The 21145-nt window shown below is 48.0% G+C and carries 17 protein-coding genes, 1 pseudogene and 2 riboswitches; of the genes and pseudogenes, 9 read left to right on the top strand and 9 right to left on the bottom strand.

The annotated features are described in order from the left end of the window. The 3 genes from FGB90_RS17105 to mgtE all read right to left on the bottom strand — a co-directional run bounded on the left by FGB90_RS17105 (position 1) and on the right by mgtE (position 3252). Positions 1-858 carry a CBS domain-containing protein gene (locus FGB90_RS17105; protein ID WP_138812083.1) on the bottom strand — a complete coding sequence of 286 codons (858 nt, stop codon included), beginning with the start codon at positions 856-858 and terminating at the stop codon, positions 1-3. A gap of 21 nt (positions 859-879) precedes the next feature. Beyond that, on the bottom strand, positions 880-1572 hold the full coding sequence (locus FGB90_RS17100) for an MgtC/SapB family protein (protein WP_138812169.1): 693 nt from the start codon (positions 1570-1572) through the stop codon (positions 880-882). Between the two features lie 130 nt (positions 1573-1702). Then, positions 1703-1870: riboswitch (M-box (ykoK) riboswitch) on the bottom strand. A 17-nt stretch (positions 1871-1887) separates the two neighbouring features. Then, complete coding sequence (gene mgtE, locus FGB90_RS17095; protein WP_138812082.1) at positions 1888-3252, bottom strand: magnesium transporter; 1365 nt, start codon at positions 3250-3252, stop codon at positions 1888-1890. 246 nt (positions 3253-3498) lie between these two features. Then, positions 3499-3662, bottom strand: a riboswitch (M-box (ykoK) riboswitch). A 516-nt stretch (positions 3663-4178) separates the two neighbouring features. Here mgtE and FGB90_RS17090 point away from each other — a divergent pair. From FGB90_RS17090 to crcB, 3 genes are all read left to right on the top strand, one after another. Next, on the top strand, positions 4179-6650 hold the full coding sequence (locus FGB90_RS17090) for a penicillin acylase family protein (protein ID WP_171051895.1): 2472 nt from the start codon (positions 4179-4181) through the stop codon (positions 6648-6650). A gap of 308 nt (positions 6651-6958) precedes the next feature. Then, entirely contained in the window at positions 6959-7363 is a 405-nt protein-coding gene (locus tag FGB90_RS17085) for a fluoride efflux transporter FluC (protein ID WP_138812080.1), read from the top strand. Beyond that, a complete protein-coding gene (crcB, locus tag FGB90_RS17080) occupies positions 7356-7736 on the top strand; it encodes a fluoride efflux transporter CrcB (RefSeq protein WP_306419244.1) in 381 nt (126 codons plus the stop codon). The genes FGB90_RS17085 and crcB overlap by 8 nt, the downstream gene beginning before the upstream one ends. A gap of 47 nt (positions 7737-7783) precedes the next feature. Here the strand turns inward: crcB and FGB90_RS17075 are convergent, their stop codons facing one another. Continuing rightward, entirely contained in the window at positions 7784-8731 is a 948-nt protein-coding gene (locus tag FGB90_RS17075; RefSeq protein ID WP_138812079.1) for an LCP family glycopolymer transferase, read from the bottom strand. A 216-nt stretch (positions 8732-8947) separates the two neighbouring features. Beyond that, positions 8948-10483 carry a hypothetical protein gene (locus FGB90_RS17070; protein WP_138812078.1) on the bottom strand — a complete coding sequence of 512 codons (1536 nt, stop codon included), beginning with the start codon at positions 10481-10483 and terminating at the stop codon, positions 8948-8950. Positions 10484-10857: 374 nt separating this feature from the next. On the opposite strand from FGB90_RS17070, the gene FGB90_RS17065 reads away from it, so the two are divergent. Continuing rightward, positions 10858-12291 carry a SpoVR family protein gene (locus FGB90_RS17065; protein ID WP_138812077.1) on the top strand — a complete coding sequence of 478 codons (1434 nt, stop codon included), beginning with the start codon at positions 10858-10860 and terminating at the stop codon, positions 12289-12291. Positions 12292-12517: 226 nt separating this feature from the next. Here FGB90_RS17065 and FGB90_RS17060 read toward each other — a convergent pair whose 3' ends face one another. The 3 genes from FGB90_RS17060 to FGB90_RS17050 form a co-directional block, all read right to left on the bottom strand. Continuing rightward, positions 12518-13168, bottom strand: coding sequence for a phosphatase PAP2 family protein (locus tag FGB90_RS17060; RefSeq protein WP_138812076.1), 651 nt, complete (start codon positions 13166-13168; stop codon positions 12518-12520). 94 nt (positions 13169-13262) lie between these two features. Then, on the bottom strand, positions 13263-14750 hold the full coding sequence (locus FGB90_RS17055; RefSeq protein ID WP_138812075.1) for a potassium/proton antiporter: 1488 nt from the start codon (positions 14748-14750) through the stop codon (positions 13263-13265). 20 nt (positions 14751-14770) lie between these two features. Next, positions 14771-15337 carry a tyrosine-type recombinase/integrase gene (locus FGB90_RS17050; RefSeq protein WP_138812074.1) on the bottom strand — a complete coding sequence of 189 codons (567 nt, stop codon included), beginning with the start codon at positions 15335-15337 and terminating at the stop codon, positions 14771-14773. 192 nt (positions 15338-15529) lie between these two features. On the opposite strand from FGB90_RS17050, the gene yunB reads away from it, so the two are divergent. Continuing rightward, positions 15530-16285, top strand: coding sequence for a sporulation protein YunB (yunB, locus tag FGB90_RS17045; protein WP_281280071.1), 756 nt, complete (start codon positions 15530-15532; stop codon positions 16283-16285). Between the two features lie 82 nt (positions 16286-16367). Here the strand turns inward: yunB and FGB90_RS17040 are convergent. Then, positions 16368-17561: pseudogene (locus FGB90_RS17040) on the bottom strand (MFS transporter); the annotation flags it as partial. 291 nt (positions 17562-17852) lie between these two features. Here FGB90_RS17040 and FGB90_RS17035 point away from each other — a divergent pair. The 4 genes from FGB90_RS17035 to FGB90_RS17020 all read left to right on the top strand — a co-directional run bounded on the left by FGB90_RS17035 (position 17853) and on the right by FGB90_RS17020 (position 21133). Continuing rightward, the gene (locus FGB90_RS17035; RefSeq protein ID WP_138812072.1) at positions 17853-18572 is read left to right on the top strand and encodes an MFS transporter; all 720 of its coding nucleotides are present in this window, start codon (positions 17853-17855) and stop codon (positions 18570-18572) included. 32 nt (positions 18573-18604) lie between these two features. Then, positions 18605-19078: an MFS transporter gene (locus FGB90_RS17030; protein WP_138812071.1), complete on the top strand. Its 474-nt coding sequence runs from the start codon at positions 18605-18607 to the stop codon at positions 19076-19078. A gap of 26 nt (positions 19079-19104) precedes the next feature. Continuing rightward, the gene (locus FGB90_RS17025) at positions 19105-19683 is read left to right on the top strand and encodes a DinB family protein (protein WP_138812070.1); all 579 of its coding nucleotides are present in this window, start codon (positions 19105-19107) and stop codon (positions 19681-19683) included. A 202-nt stretch (positions 19684-19885) separates the two neighbouring features. After that, positions 19886-21133, top strand: a complete 1248-nt coding sequence (locus tag FGB90_RS17020; protein ID WP_138812069.1) for an MFS transporter — start codon at positions 19886-19888, stop codon at positions 21131-21133. Positions 21134-21145: the final 12 nt, after the last annotated feature.

Raw genomic sequence — 21145 nt, 5'->3', positions numbered from 1 at the left:
CTATTTCCTGCGGTGAAAAGGAAGCCAGGAACGGACCCGCTTCAGCCGGTTGGCAGGCCGGCGTCCGCCTGGCCTCTCGCCCAGACGCACATTGTAATGTTCCAGTACGTCATCAAATGTTACAATGCCTTCCAGCACGTCTGATTCCCCGGTTACCGGAATGGCGGACAGGCCGTAATTGCTCATCAGGTCGAGCACACGCTTCAGTGGCGTGTGTTTTTTTATGCTGTGTACCTGGGTCCGCATAAGAGAGGAAATCTTTTCGTTCTCCCCGGCAAGAAAAAGCTCGCGGAGGGAGCAGATACCGATCAGCGAACCGAGTTCGTTCACAACATACTGATAATGAAGTGTCTCAACCATGCCGGCCTGCTCCTTTACTTTAAGAAGCGCATCCTTTGTTCTCATATCAGGAGAAAGTACGATGCATTCAGTGGTCATAAAACTTCCGGTTTCATGTTCCTGCCGGCCGATCAGCTGGCGGATCTGCTTTTGCTTTCTGAAATCGAGCTTTTTAATGTAATATCTGCTCACCGCATCAGGAATGTGCTTGAGAAAATCCACAAGTTCATCTGTTGGCAGGTGCCTGAGGACGGCAATCATGTCCTCTTCATCAAGTTCGCGCAGCACCGACTTCTGCTGCTGATCGTCAAGTTCAATAAAAAGTTCCCCCAGCTCCCGATACGTCAGAAAGGAATGAATCAGACGCCGTTTTTCTTCGCTGCATTCCACATAAAAGTCCATCTGGTCGATAGGATGGAGGGCGAGAAAGTCACGGCGGAAACTGACACGATCCTCCTGTTTTATAGCCTGCATCAGGTAATAGGTGTATTCCTCACGGTTCCGGATATCAAGTTTCACGTCAGCTCCTCCTTTTTTAATCTAAAGATGTTCCACTTCCACAGTGATTACATCATCGATCTTTTTGATAAGATAGTAAATCTCAGTCGTATACTGGTCCTCAGGAGCAGCAAGCTTAAGGTCGATCTGCTGCCGCTGGTTTTCAAGGTCGGTTATTTTCATATGACGGATTTTAATGACCGGCTTTCCCTCACTTTTCCGTTCAAGCACACGCAGGAGCTCGGTCATACGGTAGTTCGGGTCCATTACGATTTTCACCGATACATCCCGCATCCGGAGGGCGGAGGGACCAATCCGCTTCACTAAAAGAGGAACGAAATTAATGCTTAGAAGAACAAGTGCCAGGGCAACCGCGGCTTCCCAGTAAAAACCTGCACCTACAGTAATCCCGAGACCGGATGCTGCCCAGATAACCGCTGCACTGGTCAGACCGGAAATTACGTCATTGCTTCTGCGGAGAATCACCCCTGCGCCGATGAAACCGACGCCGCTCACAATCTGGGCAGCCAGACGCATCGGGTCCATTGTATTAAACACCTCTGTTGCATGGGCGTAAAAGGACTGAATTGAAACGATCGTCAGCAGGCAGCTTGCTGTGCAGATAATCGTGCAGGTTTTTAATCCGAGCGGCTTATGCTTTACCTGTCTGTCCAGTCCAATCAGAAGACCGAACACACAGGCGAGCACAAGCTGGAGAAGCACTTCAAATGACATCATGACGTCCACCTTCTTTCTCTTACTCCTCTTAATATGGAGCAGGTAAACAATATTAAACCGGACTTCAGAAACACAAAAACCGCCTCCCAGCGATGGAAGGCGGTATAAAATCACAGCAAAATACCTCTGTCAGCACCCCATCGTTGAGTTTTAGCACTGTACAGCGTAGGTCAAACGACCAGCTGCGTTAAGAACGGCCTTATCTCGACCGTTCCTGTTCAACCCATTGGCGTCTCTCGACATTTCTGGGCAGCAGCATTTCTCTGTACAGGAGCCTCACCTAACGAAGCTTTATTTAATTTTCCAATCAGCTTACAGGTACTGAATAAGCGCTGTGGCGATGGAGAAATAAATCATCAGACCAAGAATATCGTTGATCGTTGTGATGAATGGTCCCGATGCAATGGCCGGGTCCAGCTTCATTTTGTTGATAATAACCGGTACAACCGCACCGATAATGGTGGCGATGCTTAGTGTAATGAAGAGGGATACACCGACAACGCCGGCAAGCATAAAGTTCCAGTCGTATATAAACGGAATGACAACCATGAGCGTAATCGCACAGAACACACCGAGATAAAGGCCGGTACCGAATTCACGTTTTACCGTATTTAACATCCCTTTTTTCTCAAAAGAGCCAGTAGCAAGGGAGCGTACCATTACAGCAAGTGACTGTGTACCCGTGTTACCGGCAGAGTCCATAATAAGCGGAATGAACGCTGCAAGTACGACGATCTGTTCAAGTGTTTCCTCAAATGTTCCGATCACACCAGCTGTAATAAGTCCGAAGAACATGAGCATGACAATCCAGGGGGATCGTTTTTTCGCAGCTGTAAAGGACGTAATGTTAACATCGGTCGCTCCACGGGAGGCAACAAATTCCCCGATATCCTCAGTCGCTTCTTCCTCAATTACATCGATAATATCATCGACCGTAATGATTCCAACAAGCGTATTGTTGTTTGTTACAACAGGTACGGCCAGAAAGTCGTACTTTTTAAACAGTTTCGCCACGTCTTCCTGGTCGTCGCCTGTGTTTACGCTGACGACACGCGTGCTCATCACATCTTCAACTTTTTTATTCGGGTCCGCTGTAATCAGGTCACGAAGGGACACAACCCCCGCCAGTTCCTGTTTGGCATTTACCACGTAAAGATAGTAAATGGTTTCAGCATCAGGGCCTTCTTTACGGAGAAGTTCGATGACATCACGCAGAGCCGCCTCGGCCGGGATGTTCATGAACTCTTTAGTCATAATGGCACCGGCAGTTTCCTCTTCGTAACTTAGAAGTTCCCGAATGTCTTTTGCGTCATCCGCTTCAAGTCCTTCAAGGACGGTCTTTACTTTCGCTTCAGGCACTTCCCCGAGAAAATCCGCCACATCGTCCGTGGACATTTCCCCGAACATATTCGTTGCATAGTTCTGATCAAGCTCTTCAATAACATCTTTCTGTTCTTCAAGTTCAAGTTCCTGGAAAATTTCAGCAAACTCTTCAGGGGAAAGATATTCATATACTTTTTCCCGCTGCGCTTCGTCAAGCCCGAGGAAAAAATCATGCTGATCCTGCGGGTGAAGCTCTAAAAACAGCTGGCGAAACTGCTGCACATCTTCTGCTTTCAGCGCCTGAAGAATACTTTCATTGTACTGTTCACGGTTCTGTTCCGTAAGTTTTACCATAGGGGAGAGCCTCCTTCTTACAGGACCGGCCGCTCAGTTGCGGAATGGGTCCTGCTCCTTAGTATCTTTTTTCCGAAAATGATTATGCTAAAACACCTGTATGAGTCAGGTTCGGGACTCGGATCCATTCCACAACACCTCCCTGGGTACTTGAGATTCCAAATAAATTAGCATCAAAAAAAGCCTTCATTCCATACGAATGAAGGCAGGTTTCTGCGCATTGCAAATAACTGTGTGATTTCGGCCACACGCCTCCATTCGTAGAGCTTTAGCACTGTACGGCATAGGACTTTGCCAGCTGCATTAGGAAACACCTTATGTCGATGAATCCAGCTGACCCATTGGCGTCTTTGGACATTTTTGGGCAGCAGCGTATCTCCGTACAGGAGCCTCACCTAACGAGGAATGTTTTTTTCAACTGTTTGCAATGATATCGAACTGCCAATCAGCTGTCAACAGAAATTAACCAACTTTACGAAATAAATATATGCCTGAATCCTGGAAAGTGCGAGCCCCTTTTTTAGGAAGGCCCTGTTAAAGTTCGTTGTTGATTTTCGCTCACTGCGCTCCCTTTCCGCGGGCACCACTGCAGCCTGCACAGATGTTAGCGTGCTTCTTCCTCTTCCAGTATCGCTTCGAAGTGTCTGCGTCGAAGCAGCTCGAAGAGGACTCACGATGTAAACGCTCGTCCCTGCGGGGTCTTCCGTTGGTGCTTCTTCCTCTGCAGGAAAAGCTCCGAAGCAGCCTGCGTCGAAGCAGATCACAGCATACTCATGAAGCAGATGTTCTTTGCTGTTCCCGCAGGAGTGTCGCGCGTTCGCTCCAATTCACTTTTAAAACAGGCTCCTGATTGTAGAGGGTTTTCTTCGCTGGTCACCGAAATAGTAGAGGATGCACGATTTGCGAAACAGGGGGAGAAGACGGAAATGGAACAACAAGTGGTAATTGAAAAACAGAGAAAACCTTTACTGAGAAGGGGATGGGTGAAAGTGACGGGCGTCGTCCTGGCCGTCCTCGTTTTTTTATCGATCGTCGCAGCAGGCACAGCATACTGGTTTGTCACGAAAAGCCACCCGGTGCTGGAAGGGGAGAAAACCCTCGCGGGGATTACAGATGAAGTGCAGGTAGTCCGTGACGGGCGTGGAGTGGCCCGGATTACTTCCGGAAACCTTGAGGATTTGTTTTATGTGCAGGGTTACGTAACCGCGCAGGATCGCCTGTTTCAGATGGACATGACCCGCCGCCTGGCTGAAGGGAGACTGTCGGAAGTGGTGGGGGAGGCGGCAATTGATTCGGACCGGTTCTTTCGGACCTACGGGATGCACCGGTATACAGAGGATATGCTTGCTCTGCCGGATCCCGAGGCGGAGCGGATGGTGAATGCCTATTCAGCGGGTGTAAATGCCTATATTGATGAAACTTTTAATGCCGGTACACAGCCTCTGGAATTTTCCATCCTTGGGTACGAGCCGGCGGACTGGACGCCGGAGGATACCGCACTCGTAATTAAATACATGGGCTACACCCTTTCCGGTAATTTCCGGAATGAAATCGAGAATTATCAGCTCGTACAGGAACTCGGGGAGGAGGCGCGTTTTCTTTTCCCGGAGTATCATGTTGACGATCACTTTCCGACAATTTATGACCAGATAGATATTGAGGAGCTGCCGTTTGATGGGGAGGCTCTCGGACGTCTTACGGCTTTCGCCCCGCACGAACATAATGGAAGCAACAACTGGGCCATTAGCGGGGAATACACGGAATCGGGTTTTCCGATTGTCGCCGATGACCCTCATCTGGGTATGGATATACCGAGCGTCTGGTACCAGACCAACCTGGAGCTTGAAGGGGAGTTTCATTCAATTGGCGTAACGGTTCCGGGCGTTCCCGGCGTCGTGTTGGGCCATAACGATCATCTTGCATGGGGTGTGACATCCCTCGCCATCGACCAGGAGGATCTGTTTCTTGAAAAAGCCCATCCGGATCTTCCGTACACCTTCCGCTACGATGACGGCTGGGAGGAAGCCGAAGTAATTGAGGAAATTATCCAGGTGGACGGCGGTGATCCGGTCGTCGAGCAGGTGACAGTAACGCGGAACGGACCGATTATGAGCCACCTGTTCCACGACGAAGATGAAGGGGAGGAGCCTGTCGTCACTTCAGATGCACCATATGACGCTATGAGTCTGCGCTGGTCCGGACGGGAAGCGGGAGAAGAGCTGAACGGGGTTCTGAAACTTAACCGGGCCACGAACGTGGACGAATTCACGGAAGGGCTCGACGACTTCGTAAATCCGGCACTCTCCTGGGTGTTTGCAGACACTGAAGGAAACATCGCGTTCCGCGGCCAGGGCAGTCTCCCGGTAAGGGAAAACTCCGATGGACTCCTGCCGGTGCCCGGCTGGGATCCGGATTACCAGTGGCAGGGTTTCATTGAGGCTGATGAACTGCCGCAGATTGTGAATCCGGAATCAGGCTACGTAATGACAGCCAACAACAAACCGGTGGACGATGAATACCCTTACGAAATCGGCCGGAGTTTTTACCCGTACCGGGCAGAGCGGCTGAAAGAAATGATCGAGGATCAGATCGAGGAAGGTGTGCCGTTCACGATGGATCAGAGCCGGGACATGCAGCTTGATTTTCTAAACACCCAGGCACGCTCCCTCGTCCCTCTCCTTACAGATGCCGCTGCCTCGGCTGACGGGGATCTTACTGAAACAGAGGAGGAAGCGCTGGAGCTGCTCCGGAACTGGGACTACGTCGAGTCAGCCGATTCACCGGAAGCTCTCGTATGGCAACAGTGGTACAACCAGTTCAAAGAGCGCATGTTTGAGCAGATCATTGATTTTGAGTATGGCAGCGCTCTTGTAATCCACAATACAATTCACGAAGCAGCAGCCGATCCTGGCGGGCAGATGTTTGCTTTTCTTGAAGATGAGAGGTATCACCGTGATTTCGAGTCATTTTCCCGGGAAACTTTTGTGCACGCAGTAGAGAAAAGCACTGAGCTTCAGGGTGGAAGTCCTTCTGACTGGGCGTGGGGAGAATGGCATACCATGACGGTCCGCCATCCGCTCAGCAGCGTCTGGCCTCTTGAGCACCTGTTTGATGTGGGGGCATTCGAAGTGGGAGGGAGCGGTGCCACCCCCGGTGCTCACTCCTACAACGAAGAAACAGGCCGTGTTACGCACGGGGCAGGATGGAGGTTCGTTGCCGATCTCAGCTTTGAAGAACCTGCCCGGGACGTTTTGAACCCGGGACAGTCCGGCCAGGTGCTCTCGCCGTTTTATTCCGACCAGGTGGATACGTGGGCCAAGGGAGGACTTTACCCGATGAACCGGATGGTTGATCCTGATGAAGAAGGGGCAAAAATGAAGCGGTTTGTTCCGGAGTAGTAGAGAACATTTGATGAATCCCCTCCTGCAGCGGCGCTGGAGGGGATTCATAATGGGACAGGAAGATAGTAATGGCAGGTAATAAACCCATTTCATTCATTTGATGGGTGAATGGCATAATCATGAGGATAATTGCGTAATTTTGATAGGAAATTGCGTATCCTGAGGAAAGTTGCATCATTTTGAAAGCGAATTATACATAATAGAAATGACATAAGTTCGCTCTTCTAATCAGGCCCACCCTTGAACCGGAACTGCTTTTTCGGTACAGTAACAGCTAGACAAGATCAGACAAGGAGAACCGGAAAATGAAATTAAACTGGTACCTGCTCGCAGCCATTTTCATCGGAGGGGCACTTGGGACGACAGTCCGCTACTGGATCAACGTCCAGACGCTGTTTACCCTGTACCCCATCGGAACACTGATTGAAAACATAGCCGGCAGCTTCCTACTCGGCATTCTTACCCGGTATGTGCTGCACCGGAAACCCCATGAAGCCTGGAAAGCAGGGCTCGGCGTGGGGTTCTGCGGATCCCTTACAACCATGTCCACACTTGCGGCAGATGCTTTCATGCTCGCGGGGGAAAATTCCATGCTCGCCTCATCCCTGTACATAAGCATGTCCCTTACAGGCGGGCTTCTCACAGCACTCGCTGGATTTGTGCTGGCCGATCGGTTTTCAAAAAAGAAGGAGGCGGTCAGCCGTGATTGAAATCCTCATTACTGCGTTCGGCGGAGGTGCGGGAGCTGTCAGCAGGTTCATGCTCGGGGCCAAAATACAGGAGCGCTGGCCGGAACCGCCAATTCCCGTAGCCATGATGATTGTCAACATACTTGGATCAATTGGCCTTGGAATCTTCTTTGGTGCCATGTTTGAAGGCATTCCGATTTATGAGTATCATAACCCGTGGTTTCTCCTCCTCGGTATCGGATTTTTCGGTGCCTTCACTACATTTTCCACGTTCAGCGTGGAGGCAGTCACTCTCCTTGAACGGCGGAAGTATAAACAGGCCGGAATATATATTATGTTGAGTATCGGGGGATCACTGGCTGGTTTTATAATCGGAATCTACTGGTTTATCTGAAACAGGACGCAAAAAAAGTGCCGGGAAATCAATCCCGGCACTTTTTTCTAATCTTCATCCTGTACAAACTCTTCAGCTTCGCCGCTGTCTATCCCCAGATGTTCCTTTACTTTTTTCGACACACGCTCTCGTTCATCCTGGGAGACTTCATAATAATAAACCCCGTCAATCGTCGTATTCTCACCTTCGATTTCAAACTGCTCGATGTTGTGGCGGGCACCGCGGTAGTTTTCAAACATGTGGCGCATCTCTTCCAGAGTCATATTTGTCCTGAGGTTGTCACTTACCACATCGAGAACATTATTTACCCTTGTAATTGAAGAAAACGAAGCACCCTCGCTGATCAGTTCGTTAAGCACCTCACGCTGACGTTCATTCCGGCCGAGATCACCCCGGGGATCCGATCGGCGCATCCGGGAATAGTGGAGCGCTTCTTCCCCGTCAAGGTGGATTTCTCCTTCAGGATAGTCGATGCCGTCCTGGCGGAATTCAAAATCATTTTCAACCGTGATACCGCCGAAAACGTCCACAAGCTGCATGAAGCCCTCCATGTTAATAGAGGCAAAGTAGTCAATCGGAATATCGAGGAACTCCTCAACCGTTTCCATCTGCATATCGGTGCCGCCGTAGGCATAGGCATGGTTGATTTTGTCCTCAAAATCACGACCCACTATCTGTGTCCGGGTATCACGGGGAATATTGAACATGTACATCGATTCCTCTTCAGGGTTGACCGTCAGCACCATGATGGAGTCGGCTCGCCCCGGGTCGTCCGGGCGGTCGCCGATTCCCATAAGAAGGATGGAGACCGGTTCCTCCTGCTCCATATCCAGAGGAACGTCACGGCGCTCCGATTCTTCTCTCTCCGATTCAACGTACACACTGTCAGCTGTCTGGACGACAGTCGACTGATAGAGATAATTCACAGCTAACCCCGCTACACCTGCCAAAAGGACAATAAGAACGCCAATTTTTATATAGATTTTTTTCCTCATAGTAAAGGGACCCCTTTTATATTCGAATAACTCTCCTAATACCGTACGCCTCTCTCTAAGACCAGTCAAGAACCCCCGCACAGACTAAGACAAAAGTACTGTTTTTAAAAGACTGGTATTTCTTTTCCCGTTTCAGCATAAAATAATACGTTGTATTTAACATTTTCTGCAGAAAAAAAAAGAGAGCCCGCAAAGGACTCTCTTTTTACATGGCTGTTACAGAAACAGGGCGAAAACGATCCCGGCAAGACCGATAATCGCCATCGTGTAAACCGGTTTGACCGGCATTTCGCCGTCGTTCTCCATCGCTTTTCCGAACATGAAGAACACGAGCGGGTGCACGAGGAACGGCATTGAGAAAATAAACGGAATGAGCAGGGCAGCTTCTGAGCCGAACATGCCTTCCTGGATCGCTGCAAACAGTCCGAAGTGGGAGATTGCAGAAGCCTGTGCCATGGCAGCGTAATCGATGGCGAGCGTGCTCATACCAAGAAACGCAAGGCCGCCGAATACCGCACACAGCTGCCACCCGAACGAAAACTGCATAAGCGCGGTTACTTCCTTACGATCCTCACCACCGGATTTTCGCAGGTTCTTAAGTGAAAGCACCGTCAGGAAGACACCAACAGCTACAATAATAAGGGCCGGTCCCATCCAGAGGCTTCCCCGGTCTGCACTTACTGCTAGCACGGAGAACACGAAAATATGTCCGAAAAACGGGATGTTAATCATGATCGGTGCACGGCTTGCGGCCGTTTTTCCGAAGTCACCGGCTGTACATGCCCCTGTCAGCCCTGAGTGGGAAAGGGCCCCTGCCATACCGGGAGCGAGATTGCGGGCATTCGCCGTCCGGGCAAAGAACATAAGAAGAGCAATTCCGCCAAACATCCATAGAAGCTGGCCGAAGAATCCGTAAACGAGTACCGAGTTAACCCCCGGAATCGCGAACGCATCCCCGATCCGTGATCCTCCCACAAGGAAGTTTGCTGCAAGAACGATCGGGATCCCGGCAAACAGAAGCGAGCGGAGTGTCGGACCAAACGTCCACTTATAGCAGACCGCCCCAAGTCCGGCGGCAATCATCATGGCAAAGAAAATCTGCGGCAGGGCAATGATCGGTGCCACCGCCTGCGCCACATAATAGGACCCTAGCAGAATACCGATGATCACGGCAATTTCAATGACACCTTTACGAAGATAGCGGTGCTTGTCCGCAATCCATGCCTTGTTGTCGATCAGAATGATGGCTGCCGCAAGACCGATGTACGCTGCAAGTGGATAGTAGCCGGCAAGAGGACTGTCCCCGCCTGTACCGAGAAGCACGTAAGTAATTGCCTGAATTCCGAGAAGAAGGAAGAATGCCCGGACGATGAAGAAAGACTGAGTCCGCGTTGTACCGAGAATCACTTCTTCTTCGGACGGGACTACCATCTCGTCAGCATCGAGTGACTTTTTCCCTAAAATTTTACGAAGTTCCTGACCACCCACAAAGAAAGAAGCAATGAGGGCGATGATTGTCGTTGCCGCCATCAGGTTGATGAACGGAAAGTTTTCAAGTCCCGGGTTCGAGACACCGGATGTTTCCAGCAGGTACCCCATTGCCAGACCGAAAATCACGATAATGAGAATCGGTGAATACCTCGTTCCTGCCACAACCGTGCGGGAAATGAGCACGATCGGGATTAGGAACAAGAGAATAATCCAGAACTGGTTGAGTAGGTGAAGATGCGTAATCTGTTCTCCAATTTCCATAGTGAGGATCCTCCATATTTTCACTGCGCCTAAGGCACAGATTAGTCTATGTTTTGTTCAAAGTTGAGCACACAAATAAATATCTTACCCTATCTTGCCCAACCGGACAATCGATGTAAGCGGTGTCTTTCGAAGTTGTTGTGAAAAGTTCAAAATAAAAGGTGTTGAATCGTTCTTTTCAGAAGAAATCCCTCGGAATCAAAAAGATGATCCTGTGATCAGAGAAGTTTTCTAACAAGGTGTTGGTTCTTCGGAAAAACCTCCAGCCGGCAGCCGGCACAGGACAAGTTTGCTTTTCCGGGACATCTAGTCATCATCCTTCCGCCCAACCTGACATAAACATGTGAGTAACAGGCTATAGGGAGGAATCATACATGACTGTTCATGATCGTGATAAAGAGTTAATCAGGGCAATAGATGAAATTACCGAAATTGCGGACGGCTTTGGACTCGATTATTATCCGATGCGCTATGAGATCTGTCCGGCAGACATCATTTACACGTTCGGTGCCTACGGCATGCCGACCCGTTTTTCCCACTGGAGCTTCGGGAAGCAGTTTCACAAAATGAAGCTGCAGTATGATCTTGGTTTGAGTAAGATTTACGAACTCGTCATCAACTCGGATCCGTGTTATGCGTTTCTGCTGGACACGAATACGCTGATTCAGAACAAGCTGATCATTGCCCACGTATTGGCACACTGTGACTTCTTTAAAAACAATGTCCGTTTTTCCAACACACGTCGGGATATGGTGGAAAGCATGACCGCCACAGCGGAGCGTGTGGCCCACTATGAAATGGTTCACGGGCGGGAAGAGGTGGAGCAGTTTCTTGATGCCGTACTCGCAATTCAGGAACATATCGACCCCAGCCTCGTGCGGCCAAAGCTCGCCTGGTCAAAAACCGATATCTGGCTTGATGAAGAGGAAGAAGACGACACGCGCGAGAGTCCCTACGACGATTTGTGGGGTCTTGATGATGCGGAAAAAGTAAAGCCGAGCCGCCATAAAAAGAAACGGAAAAAGAAGCTGCCGCCGCAGCCGGAAAAGGATATCCTGCTGTTCATTGAGGAATACAGCCGTGAGCTTGAAGACTGGCAGCGTGACATCCTAACGATGATGCGGGAGGAGATGCTCTACTTCTGGCCGCAGCTCGAAACGAAGATCATGAACGAAGGGTGGGCAAGTTTCTGGCACCAGAGGATTATCCGCGAGCTCGACCTGACCGAGGAGGAAGCGATCGAATACGCCAAGCTGAACGCAGGTGTGGTCCAGCCGTCCAAAACTCAGATCAATCCGTACTACCTCGGTATTAAAATATTCGAGGACATCGAGGAGCGTTATGACAATCCGACTGAGGACATGATCAGGCGGCAGGGCGTTAAGCCCGGCAGCGGCCGCGAGAAAATGTATGAAGTCCGGGAGATTGAGTCGGACATTTCCTTTATCCGTAACTATCTGACCAAGGATCTCGCCACCAGGGAGGATATGTATTTATTTCAGAAGAAGGGCCGGGACTACAAGATCGTGGATAAGGAGTGGCAGGCGGTCCGTGATCAGCTTATCTCGAGCCGCGTAAACGGCGGTTTCCCGTACATTACGGTCACTGACGGTGATTATCTGAAAAACGGGGAGCTCTACCTGACTCACGCCTACGAGGATATCGAACTGGATACAAAGTACCTGGAAAAGACGCTCCCGTACCTGTACCAGCTGTGGGGACGTTCGGTTCACATGGAGACGGTGCTCAGTGAGCGGAATATTGTATTCACGTATGACGGAAAGAAGATTCACAAGAGGTACCTGTAAAAAAACGTGCAGGGGTTTTAAAACTCCTGCACGTTTTTTTTGTGGTTTTTTCTGCCGCTTTTTACCAGGCACTGTTAAAGTCTGTTGTTGAGTTTCGCTCACTGCGCTCCCTTTCCGCGGGCACCACTGCAGCCTCCTCGGGAAAACCACCCTGCGGGGTCTTCCGTTGGAGCTCTTCCCGCAGGAGTGTCCCGCATTCGCTCCAAGCAAATTTTTTAAAGCAACATTAAGCTTTAATAGAGCCTTTTACAATGAGCGATCTACAGCCCATCAGACAAACGCAGAACCAGGTGGTCGAAATGAACACTGCACCAGCAATATCGGTGGGGTAGTGGGCTCCTGTTGTAATGCGACTTATGGCCACTGCAATTAATATGAGGGTGAAAAGGAGATAAAGACTCATTCTGGTTATCGGCACTTTGCTGAGATGATGAGTCAGGAATATTAAAAACAGTATTAAGATTGTCGTCCGCATCGTATGTCCGCTTGGAAAACTGTACGAAGCAAGTTCAAGGGAATACCCAAATACTTCAATCACACTCATTTCTCCAGGTCGTTCCCTCTGAAAGAGAACTTTAAGCGCATAGTTCAGGATTATTCCTCCAAATACAAGCACACCGAGCATGACAGCATTATAATAGTTTTTCTTTAAGGCCAGGCCGGCTCCAATAAGTACGGTTATAATCAGAATAAATTCTCCTGAGCCGGCATAAGTAAAGATTTGCATTGCAGATAACAAGCCCGGAGGAATGTCCGTCAGCCTTGAAATGAGAAACTCATCGAGTACCTGGAGGTCATTCCTGAGAAGAGTAACGATTAAAAAAAGTAAAAAACTGATTACTGCTGTTAACACATATTTATTTCTGATTGCTTTCATACTAATCACTCATTTCAAAATGTAAAATGAAGCAGCCACACGAATTTCGTTTCCGTGTGGCTGTGTTAAATTTAACCTGGGTCACACACACTTACTATATTTCCGGAACGCTTTTTCTCTCACCAAGCAGGCGGGTGAGATCCTTTTTACTTTTTCTTGAAACGAGAATATACAGAATATCATTTGCCTCTATAACTGTCTCGCCGTAAGGTGTTACCAGTTCACCATCACGTATGATAGCATTTATCAGTACGTCTTCGGGGAAATCAATTTCCGCAAGGTTGCGACCCACTATTTTTGTTTCCTCGTTTACAGAGTACTCCACGATTTCCGCATTAGCCTGGCCAATGGAGATCAGTTCGAGTGAGTGAAGAGGAGTTACCTTCTTCGGTCCTGATAATCCGAGCAGATTTGCAAAAGGGGATATTGTGGAACCCTGAATTAAGGCTGACGTCAGAACAACGAAAAAGACGACATTAAAGAACATCTGAGCATTTTCAAGTCCTGCTATTAAAGGGAAAGTAGCCAGAACAATCGGAACGGCGCCTCTTAACCCTGCCCAGGAAAGCAGTGTCTTTTCCTTCCACGTGTACTTGAACCCGAGTGTGGAGATAAGTACGGCCAAAGGGCGGGCAATAAGAATTAATACAAAGGATAACAGAAGACCGCGAACAATGACTTCCATTGTAAACAGCTGACCAGGGAAGACGAGAAGTCCAAGGATTACAAACATGAGAAGCTGCATCATCCAGGCAAATCCTTCGTTAAAGCGGAAAATGGTGTGACGGTATGTCAGATCCGAATTTCCGATGTAAAGGGCGGCAACATAAACCGCCAGGAGACCACTGCCACCCAGGCTGGCAGTTGCGCTGTAGGTTAAGAGAGCGAATCCCATCGCGATAATCGGGTACAAACCACCTGAATCCAGATTGACCCGGTTAATAACCCAGGATGCAATCCATCCCAGACCGAGTCCCATAATCAGCCCAAGACCCATCTGGAGCACGAAAGTTCCCACTGTGTCCCAGACAGTATAATGGTCGATCGTAATAAGCTGTATAAGTGCAAGCGTCAAAAACATGGCCATCGGGTCATTTGTTCCCGATTCCGCTTCCAGGGTCGCACCGAGCCTGGACTGAATGTTCTGGCCTTTCAAAGCTGCAAATACTGCAGCCGCATCTGTTGAGCCCACAATAGCCCCGAAGAGCAGCCCTTCAAGCCAGGTTACATCCAGAAGGAATGTCGCTGCAACTGCAACGGTAAAACTGGTCACAAGTACACCGACTGTGGCGAGCAGTAAGGAAGGAATGGCAACTGGTTTGATTGTAGACCACTTAGTGGAAAGTCCACCTTCAAAAAGAATGACCACCAGTGCAAAAATTCCGATCAGCTGTGCGTAGGACGCATTATCAAAATAGATGAGTCCCAGACCGTCACTCCCGGCAATCATGCCAATAAGTATAAATAAAATCAGTGCAGGAACACCAAGACGGGAAGAGAATTTCGTTGTTACTACCCCGATAATGAAGAAGAGAGCGAGAATGAGTATAAAATAATCTGTATTTACGATGTCTTCAAACATTGAGCGCCTCTTCCACCTTTCTACAGGTCTACATCAATCTTAAGTGAATTCTTGTTCCCCGGATCAATACCGAGGTACTCATAGGTTTTCTTTCTGCTTGAGTGGTGATATATTTTCTGAATCAGAGAGATCGCTACCCCTCTGTGATAGGCATGATACCCAAAAGTCTTACGCATTGTATGGGTTCCGATTTTACTCGTAATGCCGGCTTCACGGGCTGCCTGGTGGATAACTCTGTAGGCATGCTGCCTTGAAATGGGGAAGGGACCCCTGCTCGATTGAAACAGGTAGTCATCCGGACCCAATTTCTCTGAGAAAAGGTACTCATTAAGGGCCTGACGAGTCTGTCCGTTCAGGTAAAAGCGGTTGAAATGAGTGGATTCTTCCGGCCATGGGGAATAAAATTCAGCGATACTGCCGGAACTGTCCCATATATCCGACAATTTAATTTCAAGTAATTCCGTTATTCGGAGACCAGTATTTATACCCATTGTAAACAGAGCATAATCACGCAATGAATGCCGTTTAAGGATCTCTTTGACTTCCTTAATCCTGTTAACATCAGTGATCGGTTCTACATACTCCATACTGACCCTCCTTGTTACTTATGTTCAGTTTAACATACCATTATGTAACATTGAAAGAATTGAACTTACGATTGCATAGACCATAGTTTATCCAGGCTTCTGCAAAATGTATGGCTTTATCCTGGCCGGCTTTTCCCACAGGTGTCATGATCGTTCGCGGTAACTTATATACTGTGATTAGAAAGGGGGGATTTGCTGCTGTACCGTAAAAGGAGAATTTTATTTAGGAAAAGACGGCCGCGCAGCTTCAAAAGATACTTACTCCTTTCCCTGTTCATTTTTATTCTCCTGATGGCCAGTGCTGTGTACCTTGTCGATCATCAGATTCGTCCCATTCTTATAGATATTGCAAACAACGAGACACAGAAAATTGCTACTTCTGCAATTAATCATGCTCTTGCCACCACGCTGCAGGAAGTGGATATGAATAAGCTGATTCTTCTAAGTAAGAATGAAAGCGGAGATATAATATCTGTAGGATATGACTCGGACGTCTACAACGAGATAATGGTGGAAGCCGTGGCGAGTGCCCAGTATTACCTGAGACTCGTTGAAGAAGGAAGATTAAATGAAATTGATTCCATAAAAAAAGAAAACTACGATGAGGGGATTATTCACTATATCCCTCTTGGGGCAGTGACAAATAACGCACTGCTTTCCCACCTGGGCCCTAAAATCCCCGTCAGGTTTTCAGCCATCGGCGACGTGGGTGCGGACTTAAACGAAGAAATAAAAAACGTAGGAATTAACAACACCTGGGTAAGGGTAGCGCTGGATCTGGAGGTACAGATCGAGGTGATCATCCCATTTGGAACCGAGATGGATGTTGTATCCACAACAGTACCGGTGGGAATGAATTTAATACCGGGCGAAGTTCCCTACTTTTATGGCAGTGGTGTAAACCCCATAGCAGCTCCCGCGATCAAACCGGAACATACAGACCGTTAAAAAGTGAATTGAATACAAAACGGAAGGATGGAGGGTTTGGCCCTCCATCCTCTTAAGTGTGTATACAGAATGGTTTAACTCATTAATTCAATTTTCGCTCCCCGGCATCCGTCTGCTTTGTGACCGCCCCTATACTTAAAAAGTATTTCTGATTGATTAAAAGCAATACGAAGCCAATCAGAGACAGCATGCCAGCCGAAAAGAAGACCAACTGGACACTTGTGACATCAATCAGGTAACTGAACAGCAGAACCGAGATGGAAAATGTAAGAAGATAGGAAGCTTCCTGAGCCGCGTAGACGTATGGCAGCTCGTCCTGCTCAACGTTCATCTGAGTATAGGTGACTTCAAGCAGTGCTTTTAGCTGATTGGCAAATCCATACGTGAAGGCCAGAACTACTGCGAGAATCGGAACAGTATTTACCGACAGGGCCAGTGTACTGAGTGTCATCATCAGCGTCATGAGGAGCAGCAGCGGTTTAAATGCCTTTTCAGTTGTCGAGTACCGGACCAGTGTGAGCAGGCTGGCTGCCAGTAAGCCCGTTACTAGCAGGGAGTTCATGTATCCCCACCAGGCGGCACTGACGTTCAGTCTTTCTTCTACATAGACGTACATGATTGAAGCAAGCCAGATTATGTTGGCACTTGAGATCAGGATTCCTGACAAGGTGATTGCCAATACATCCTTTCTTCGGAGGATGAATATCCAGCCTCTTTTTGCCTCACTGCGAATTGATGGAGAGGATTGCTCCTCAAAAACCGGTTTGTGCACGTATATCCGTGAAAGCAGCAGTGTCGAAACCGTATACAGAACAGCTGTGATGACCAAAGCAGACACTGTGCCTGTAAGAGCCACTAACAGTGCACCGAGTGGCCAAATTGCAATTTCAATCGTCTGGCTGATTGATTCCAGCCAGCTGTTTGATTTCATCAGTTTATCCCTGTCAACAATTTCAGGGATCAGAGCACTGCTTGACGGGCTGGCCCATCCGTCTAAAAAACCCAGTAAACAGACAAACATGTATACCAGGTAGAGGTTGGCAGAATCCAGATAAAACAGTGTGAAAAAAAATAAAGTAACGATCGTGACTGTTTTTAAAGCCTGGCTCCAGACCAGGATGTCCTTTAGGTGAAAAAAGCGAAACAGTACAGGTGCTGCAAAAGCGCTGAAGAACCTGGAAAGTGTTGTTACGAAAGGAACCGCTGCCATCAGCAGGGCAGAGCCCGTGAGAGAGTACAGCAGCGGCATCAGTCCGATAATAAAAAGGACGTCACCTGTATTTGATGACGTCTGTCCAGTTCATAAATAAAAGAACGAATGTTTGGATTTATTCATCAGTAAGCTTCCCCTTTCAACCTCAATATTCAGTTTTAAAGTTTAGTAGGGGAAGGTTTACATATGAAGACCGCTCCTGAAATTTGAAAATTCTATTATTGTTGTTCATAATCAATTGTAGGATACTGGAAAATTAAATACAAGGTGTTTTACTGCAAAGAAGGAGGATCCTGCCGATGTGATACAAATCCCTAAATCGATATAGATAGACTTATTAGGGATGTGGAAAAAATGAATCTGTTTAAAGAACGCAATTTTCGTGTGATGTGGATCGGTCAGCTGGCAACGATTTTCGGTAACCGTTTCAGTGAAATCGCGATTCCACTCATCGTCTTACAGTTAACGGGCTCCCCCTGGCATGCAGCCCTGGTGGTGGTCTGTTCCCAGGCTGCTCCGCTTGTCCTGTCACTTCCGGTGAGCAGCTGGATCGAAACCCGCAGTAAAAGAAGCGTTGCCCTCTTTGCCCAGGCAGTCAGTTTTCTGACCATGGGTGCGCTTGTCGTTTTTGTCCTGCTGGATCTTCTTACGATCTGGACACTGGCGGGGAGTCTTCTGATTCTCGGGGCCTCCGGTTTGTTTTTCAGGGTTTCATTCGGTGCAATGGTACCAGGAGTCGTCGGGCGGGACCGCTTAATCGAGGCTCATAACAGCTTTGAAGGTGCAGATGCTGTCAGCACCCTGATCGGACCATTTCTCGCAGGAATCGTCCTTACTTTTTATGGAGCAGCTGCTGTTCTCACCATTGATGCAGCAACCTACCTCATCTCCTTTTTAGGCATCCTGTTTTTAACCTACAGAGAGCCTGTTAAGGATAAAGGTGTTAAAGAAAGCCTGTTCATTCGTATGTTACCTCAATTAAAAATATCAAATATCTGTTTAAAAACGAGTATCAGAGATTTATTACGTTCCAGCACGGTAATCTTAATTTTGCCACTACCGCTGTTACGCTAACGGTTATTATCTATACAAGTCAGACGCTGGGCATGAGCGAATGGCAGACGGGCCTTGTATTATCCGCAGCTGGAGCAGGCAACCTGGCAGGTGTCTTTCTTCTTCATAAGATCAGGCATTTCCCCTGGCGCTACCTCTTTGGAGCGCTGATGGCGGTCTCCGGTGGGGGAATATTCCTGCTGCTCTCATCCGACATGCTGATTTTTATTATGGCGGGGATGTTTTTATTTGATGGTGCCCTGTCCATGGCGTTCGTGGTTAACGGATCAGCCAGGCAGGCTGTTACCCCCGATGGGTTTCTTGCACGGGTCGGGGGAGGCGGCGTACTTCTGTCGGGGCTGGCTGCCATAGGAGGGAACCTTTTTGCAGGCGGTGTGGCTGAATGGATCGGGGCGACTGCAGCCTTGACCATTTGTGCAGTTATTATGCTGGCTGGATGTTTAGTGTCCATTTGTTTCAGAGGAGGCAAAAATCCTGTAAAGATGCTGGAACCGGTTAATTTTTAAAATCTTTATAACCGTTGGGAGAGAGAATGGAGAACTCAAATATCAATCGTCACTTTAAAACGCTGTATGAACAGAGAAAAGACTTTCTTGATGCCGTAAGCAGACTCGATGAACAAACCATCCGGACAAGCCCGCAGGCAGGTAAATGGTCGATCATTGAAACACACTATCACTTATATCTCATGGTAAAAAGACTTAGACAGTTAAACAGATTTTACTTTCCACTGTTAAAACCAATCGCCCGGCTGAGAAAGAAGCAGCCCTATTCAGCAGTTTCCGGGGATATTTATTCAGAAGAGGCAAGGCGGAATAAAAAATCGCTTAAGGCCCCCGCTGTTTTAATGCCTCCTGAAGGGGAGAAAATTAAATTGTCCCTTGCTGAGCTAACACAAATGACTGATCTGGAAACGAAAAGGCTGGAAGAGATGACGGTATGCCTGGATGAACGTGTGGCAGGTCACATCAGATACCCGGATCCGGTTGCCGGGTTCCCTAATGTTATCCAGAGCGTACATCTTCTGGCCATCCACGAAAAACACCACTTTACGCTTTGCGGCAGATATTATCATTTCAGAGCTTTGGGGAATCTTGAAAGCCTGGAATGAGAGTGGGGCGTCCGTAATCTTCTCTTTGCCTGTAGAGAGTAAAGCTGTAATACCGCAGGTTAAAGGAACTATGCCAGGGAGCATGGATAACATTATCCATGCTTTTTGCTTTGTAATACATTAGATAAAACAGTGAAGGGTTTTACATATTTTGTTATAATTATATTGAGCCTGATGGTCCAATGGTTCAGGGAGCGATACTATGAAAAGAGATTTATCAGGGTGGAAAAATCCTTCCGTTCTCCTGACTTCCACCGGCCTTGCTGGCCTCGGAGACTTTATCTATCTTGTAGCGATCAATATTCTTGTTTATCAGTTAACGGGTTCGGCTGCAGCTGTAGCGGGGTTGTGGATTATAGGACCTCTTACCAACATTTTTACGAAATTCTGGACCGGAAGCTACATTGACTATCGCAGTAAGAAAGCGATTATGATGAAGACCTACCTGATCAGGGCAGGAATCATTGCCTTAATTCCCTTTGCACCAGGCATCGTGGCCATTTACGGGATGCTGATTCTCCTGAGCATTGCCAAAGCCTTCTTTGTCCCCTCCTCGGTGACTTACATAACAATGACAGTGCCAAAGGAAAAGAGGAAGCGTTTTAATGCGATCCGTTCCTTTACTTCATCAGGTGCATTTATCGTGGGACCGGCTGTGGGTGGTGCACTCATTTTCCTGACCTCCATCGACCTCACACTGTGGCTTAATGCCCTTTTCTTTGTATTTGCAGCACTGCTGCTCATTCCTCTTCCCGATGGGGAAAAAATTGATAAAGCTTCCGTGCCATCTTTGAATTTATCCCAGGTATTATCCGATTTTACGGTTGTTCGTTCATTTATGGCCGATAATCGTTACTTCACTTTTATTTACCTGATGTTTATTGCGGTTTTGCTTTTTTCTTTTGCCATGGACGCCCAGGAAGTGGTTTTTACACAGAAGGTGATCGGGCTTTCCGAAGTGGATTACACGCTTTTAATCAGTATTACGGGGATTGGGTCTGTTACGGCCGCTATGCTCCTGTCTGTTTTCTCTCACAAAATATCCATCCGGATGATGATTGCCGCCGGATTAATCATGATGACGGCTGGTTACGTGATTTATGCGTTTTCGTGGTCATTCACGTCCATTGCCGCAGGTTTTATTATTCTCGGATTCTTCAACGTTTTTCTGAATGCAGGAATGGCTACTTTCTATCAGAACAATATCCCCGTTGAGGTTATGGGGCGGGTCACCAGCATTTTTCAGCTTGTTCAGAGCGTACTACAGGTATTTTTCATTCTAATGATCGGGGTGATCGCTGACATCGTATCGCTGCGTCTCACCATTGTCGTTCTTGCTCTTTCAATGCTCGCTGCAGCAGTGGTCTTTTCAATCGGCGTTCTAAAGCGGGACAAAGTAAGATATTACCTGGAGACGGATGAACAGACTGACGGCAAAAAGACCGGTTAGAGGCAAAGGAGG

This window comes from Alteribacter natronophilus (genome assembly GCF_006007885.1).
GTDB classification, from domain to species: Bacteria; Bacillota; Bacilli; order Bacillales; family Salisediminibacteriaceae; genus Alteribacter; species Alteribacter natronophilus.
The sequence above is the reverse complement of the archived record's forward strand: the minus strand, read 5'-3'. Positions and strand labels throughout refer to the sequence as shown.

What these genes read in the sequence shown, in the direction of transcription:
- FGB90_RS17065 (WP_138812077.1), top strand. Translation starts at nt 10,858, where the DNA reads ATGACTGTTCATGATCGTGATAAAGAGTTAATCAGGGCAATAGATGAA.
- FGB90_RS17025 (WP_138812070.1), top strand. Translation starts at nt 19,105, where the DNA reads ATGGAGAACTCAAATATCAATCGTCACTTTAAAACGCTGTATGAACAG.
- FGB90_RS17055 (WP_138812075.1), bottom strand. Translation starts at nt 14,750, where the DNA reads ATGTTTGAAGACATCGTAAATACAGATTATTTTATACTCATTCTCGCT.
- mgtE (WP_138812082.1), bottom strand. Translation starts at nt 3,252, where the DNA reads ATGGTAAAACTTACGGAACAGAACCGTGAACAGTACAATGAAAGTATT.
- FGB90_RS17035 (WP_138812072.1), top strand. Translation starts at nt 17,853, where the DNA reads ATGAATCTGTTTAAAGAACGCAATTTTCGTGTGATGTGGATCGGTCAG.
- FGB90_RS17075 (WP_138812079.1), bottom strand. Translation starts at nt 8,731, where the DNA reads ATGAGGAAAAAAATCTATATAAAAATTGGCGTTCTTATTGTCCTTTTG.
- FGB90_RS17070 (WP_138812078.1), bottom strand. Translation starts at nt 10,483, where the DNA reads ATGGAAATTGGAGAACAGATTACGCATCTTCACCTACTCAACCAGTTC.
- FGB90_RS17085 (WP_138812080.1), top strand. Translation starts at nt 6,959, where the DNA reads ATGAAATTAAACTGGTACCTGCTCGCAGCCATTTTCATCGGAGGGGCA.
- FGB90_RS17020 (WP_138812069.1), top strand. Translation starts at nt 19,886, where the DNA reads ATGAAAAGAGATTTATCAGGGTGGAAAAATCCTTCCGTTCTCCTGACT.
- FGB90_RS17100 (WP_138812169.1), bottom strand. Translation starts at nt 1,572, where the DNA reads ATGTCATTTGAAGTGCTTCTCCAGCTTGTGCTCGCCTGTGTGTTCGGT.
- FGB90_RS17030 (WP_138812071.1), top strand. Translation starts at nt 18,605, where the DNA reads ATGAGCGAATGGCAGACGGGCCTTGTATTATCCGCAGCTGGAGCAGGC.
- FGB90_RS17060 (WP_138812076.1), bottom strand. Translation starts at nt 13,168, where the DNA reads ATGAAAGCAATCAGAAATAAATATGTGTTAACAGCAGTAATCAGTTTT.
- FGB90_RS17050 (WP_138812074.1), bottom strand. Translation starts at nt 15,337, where the DNA reads ATGGAGTATGTAGAACCGATCACTGATGTTAACAGGATTAAGGAAGTC.
- FGB90_RS17090 (WP_171051895.1), top strand. Translation starts at nt 4,179, where the DNA reads ATGGAACAACAAGTGGTAATTGAAAAACAGAGAAAACCTTTACTGAGA.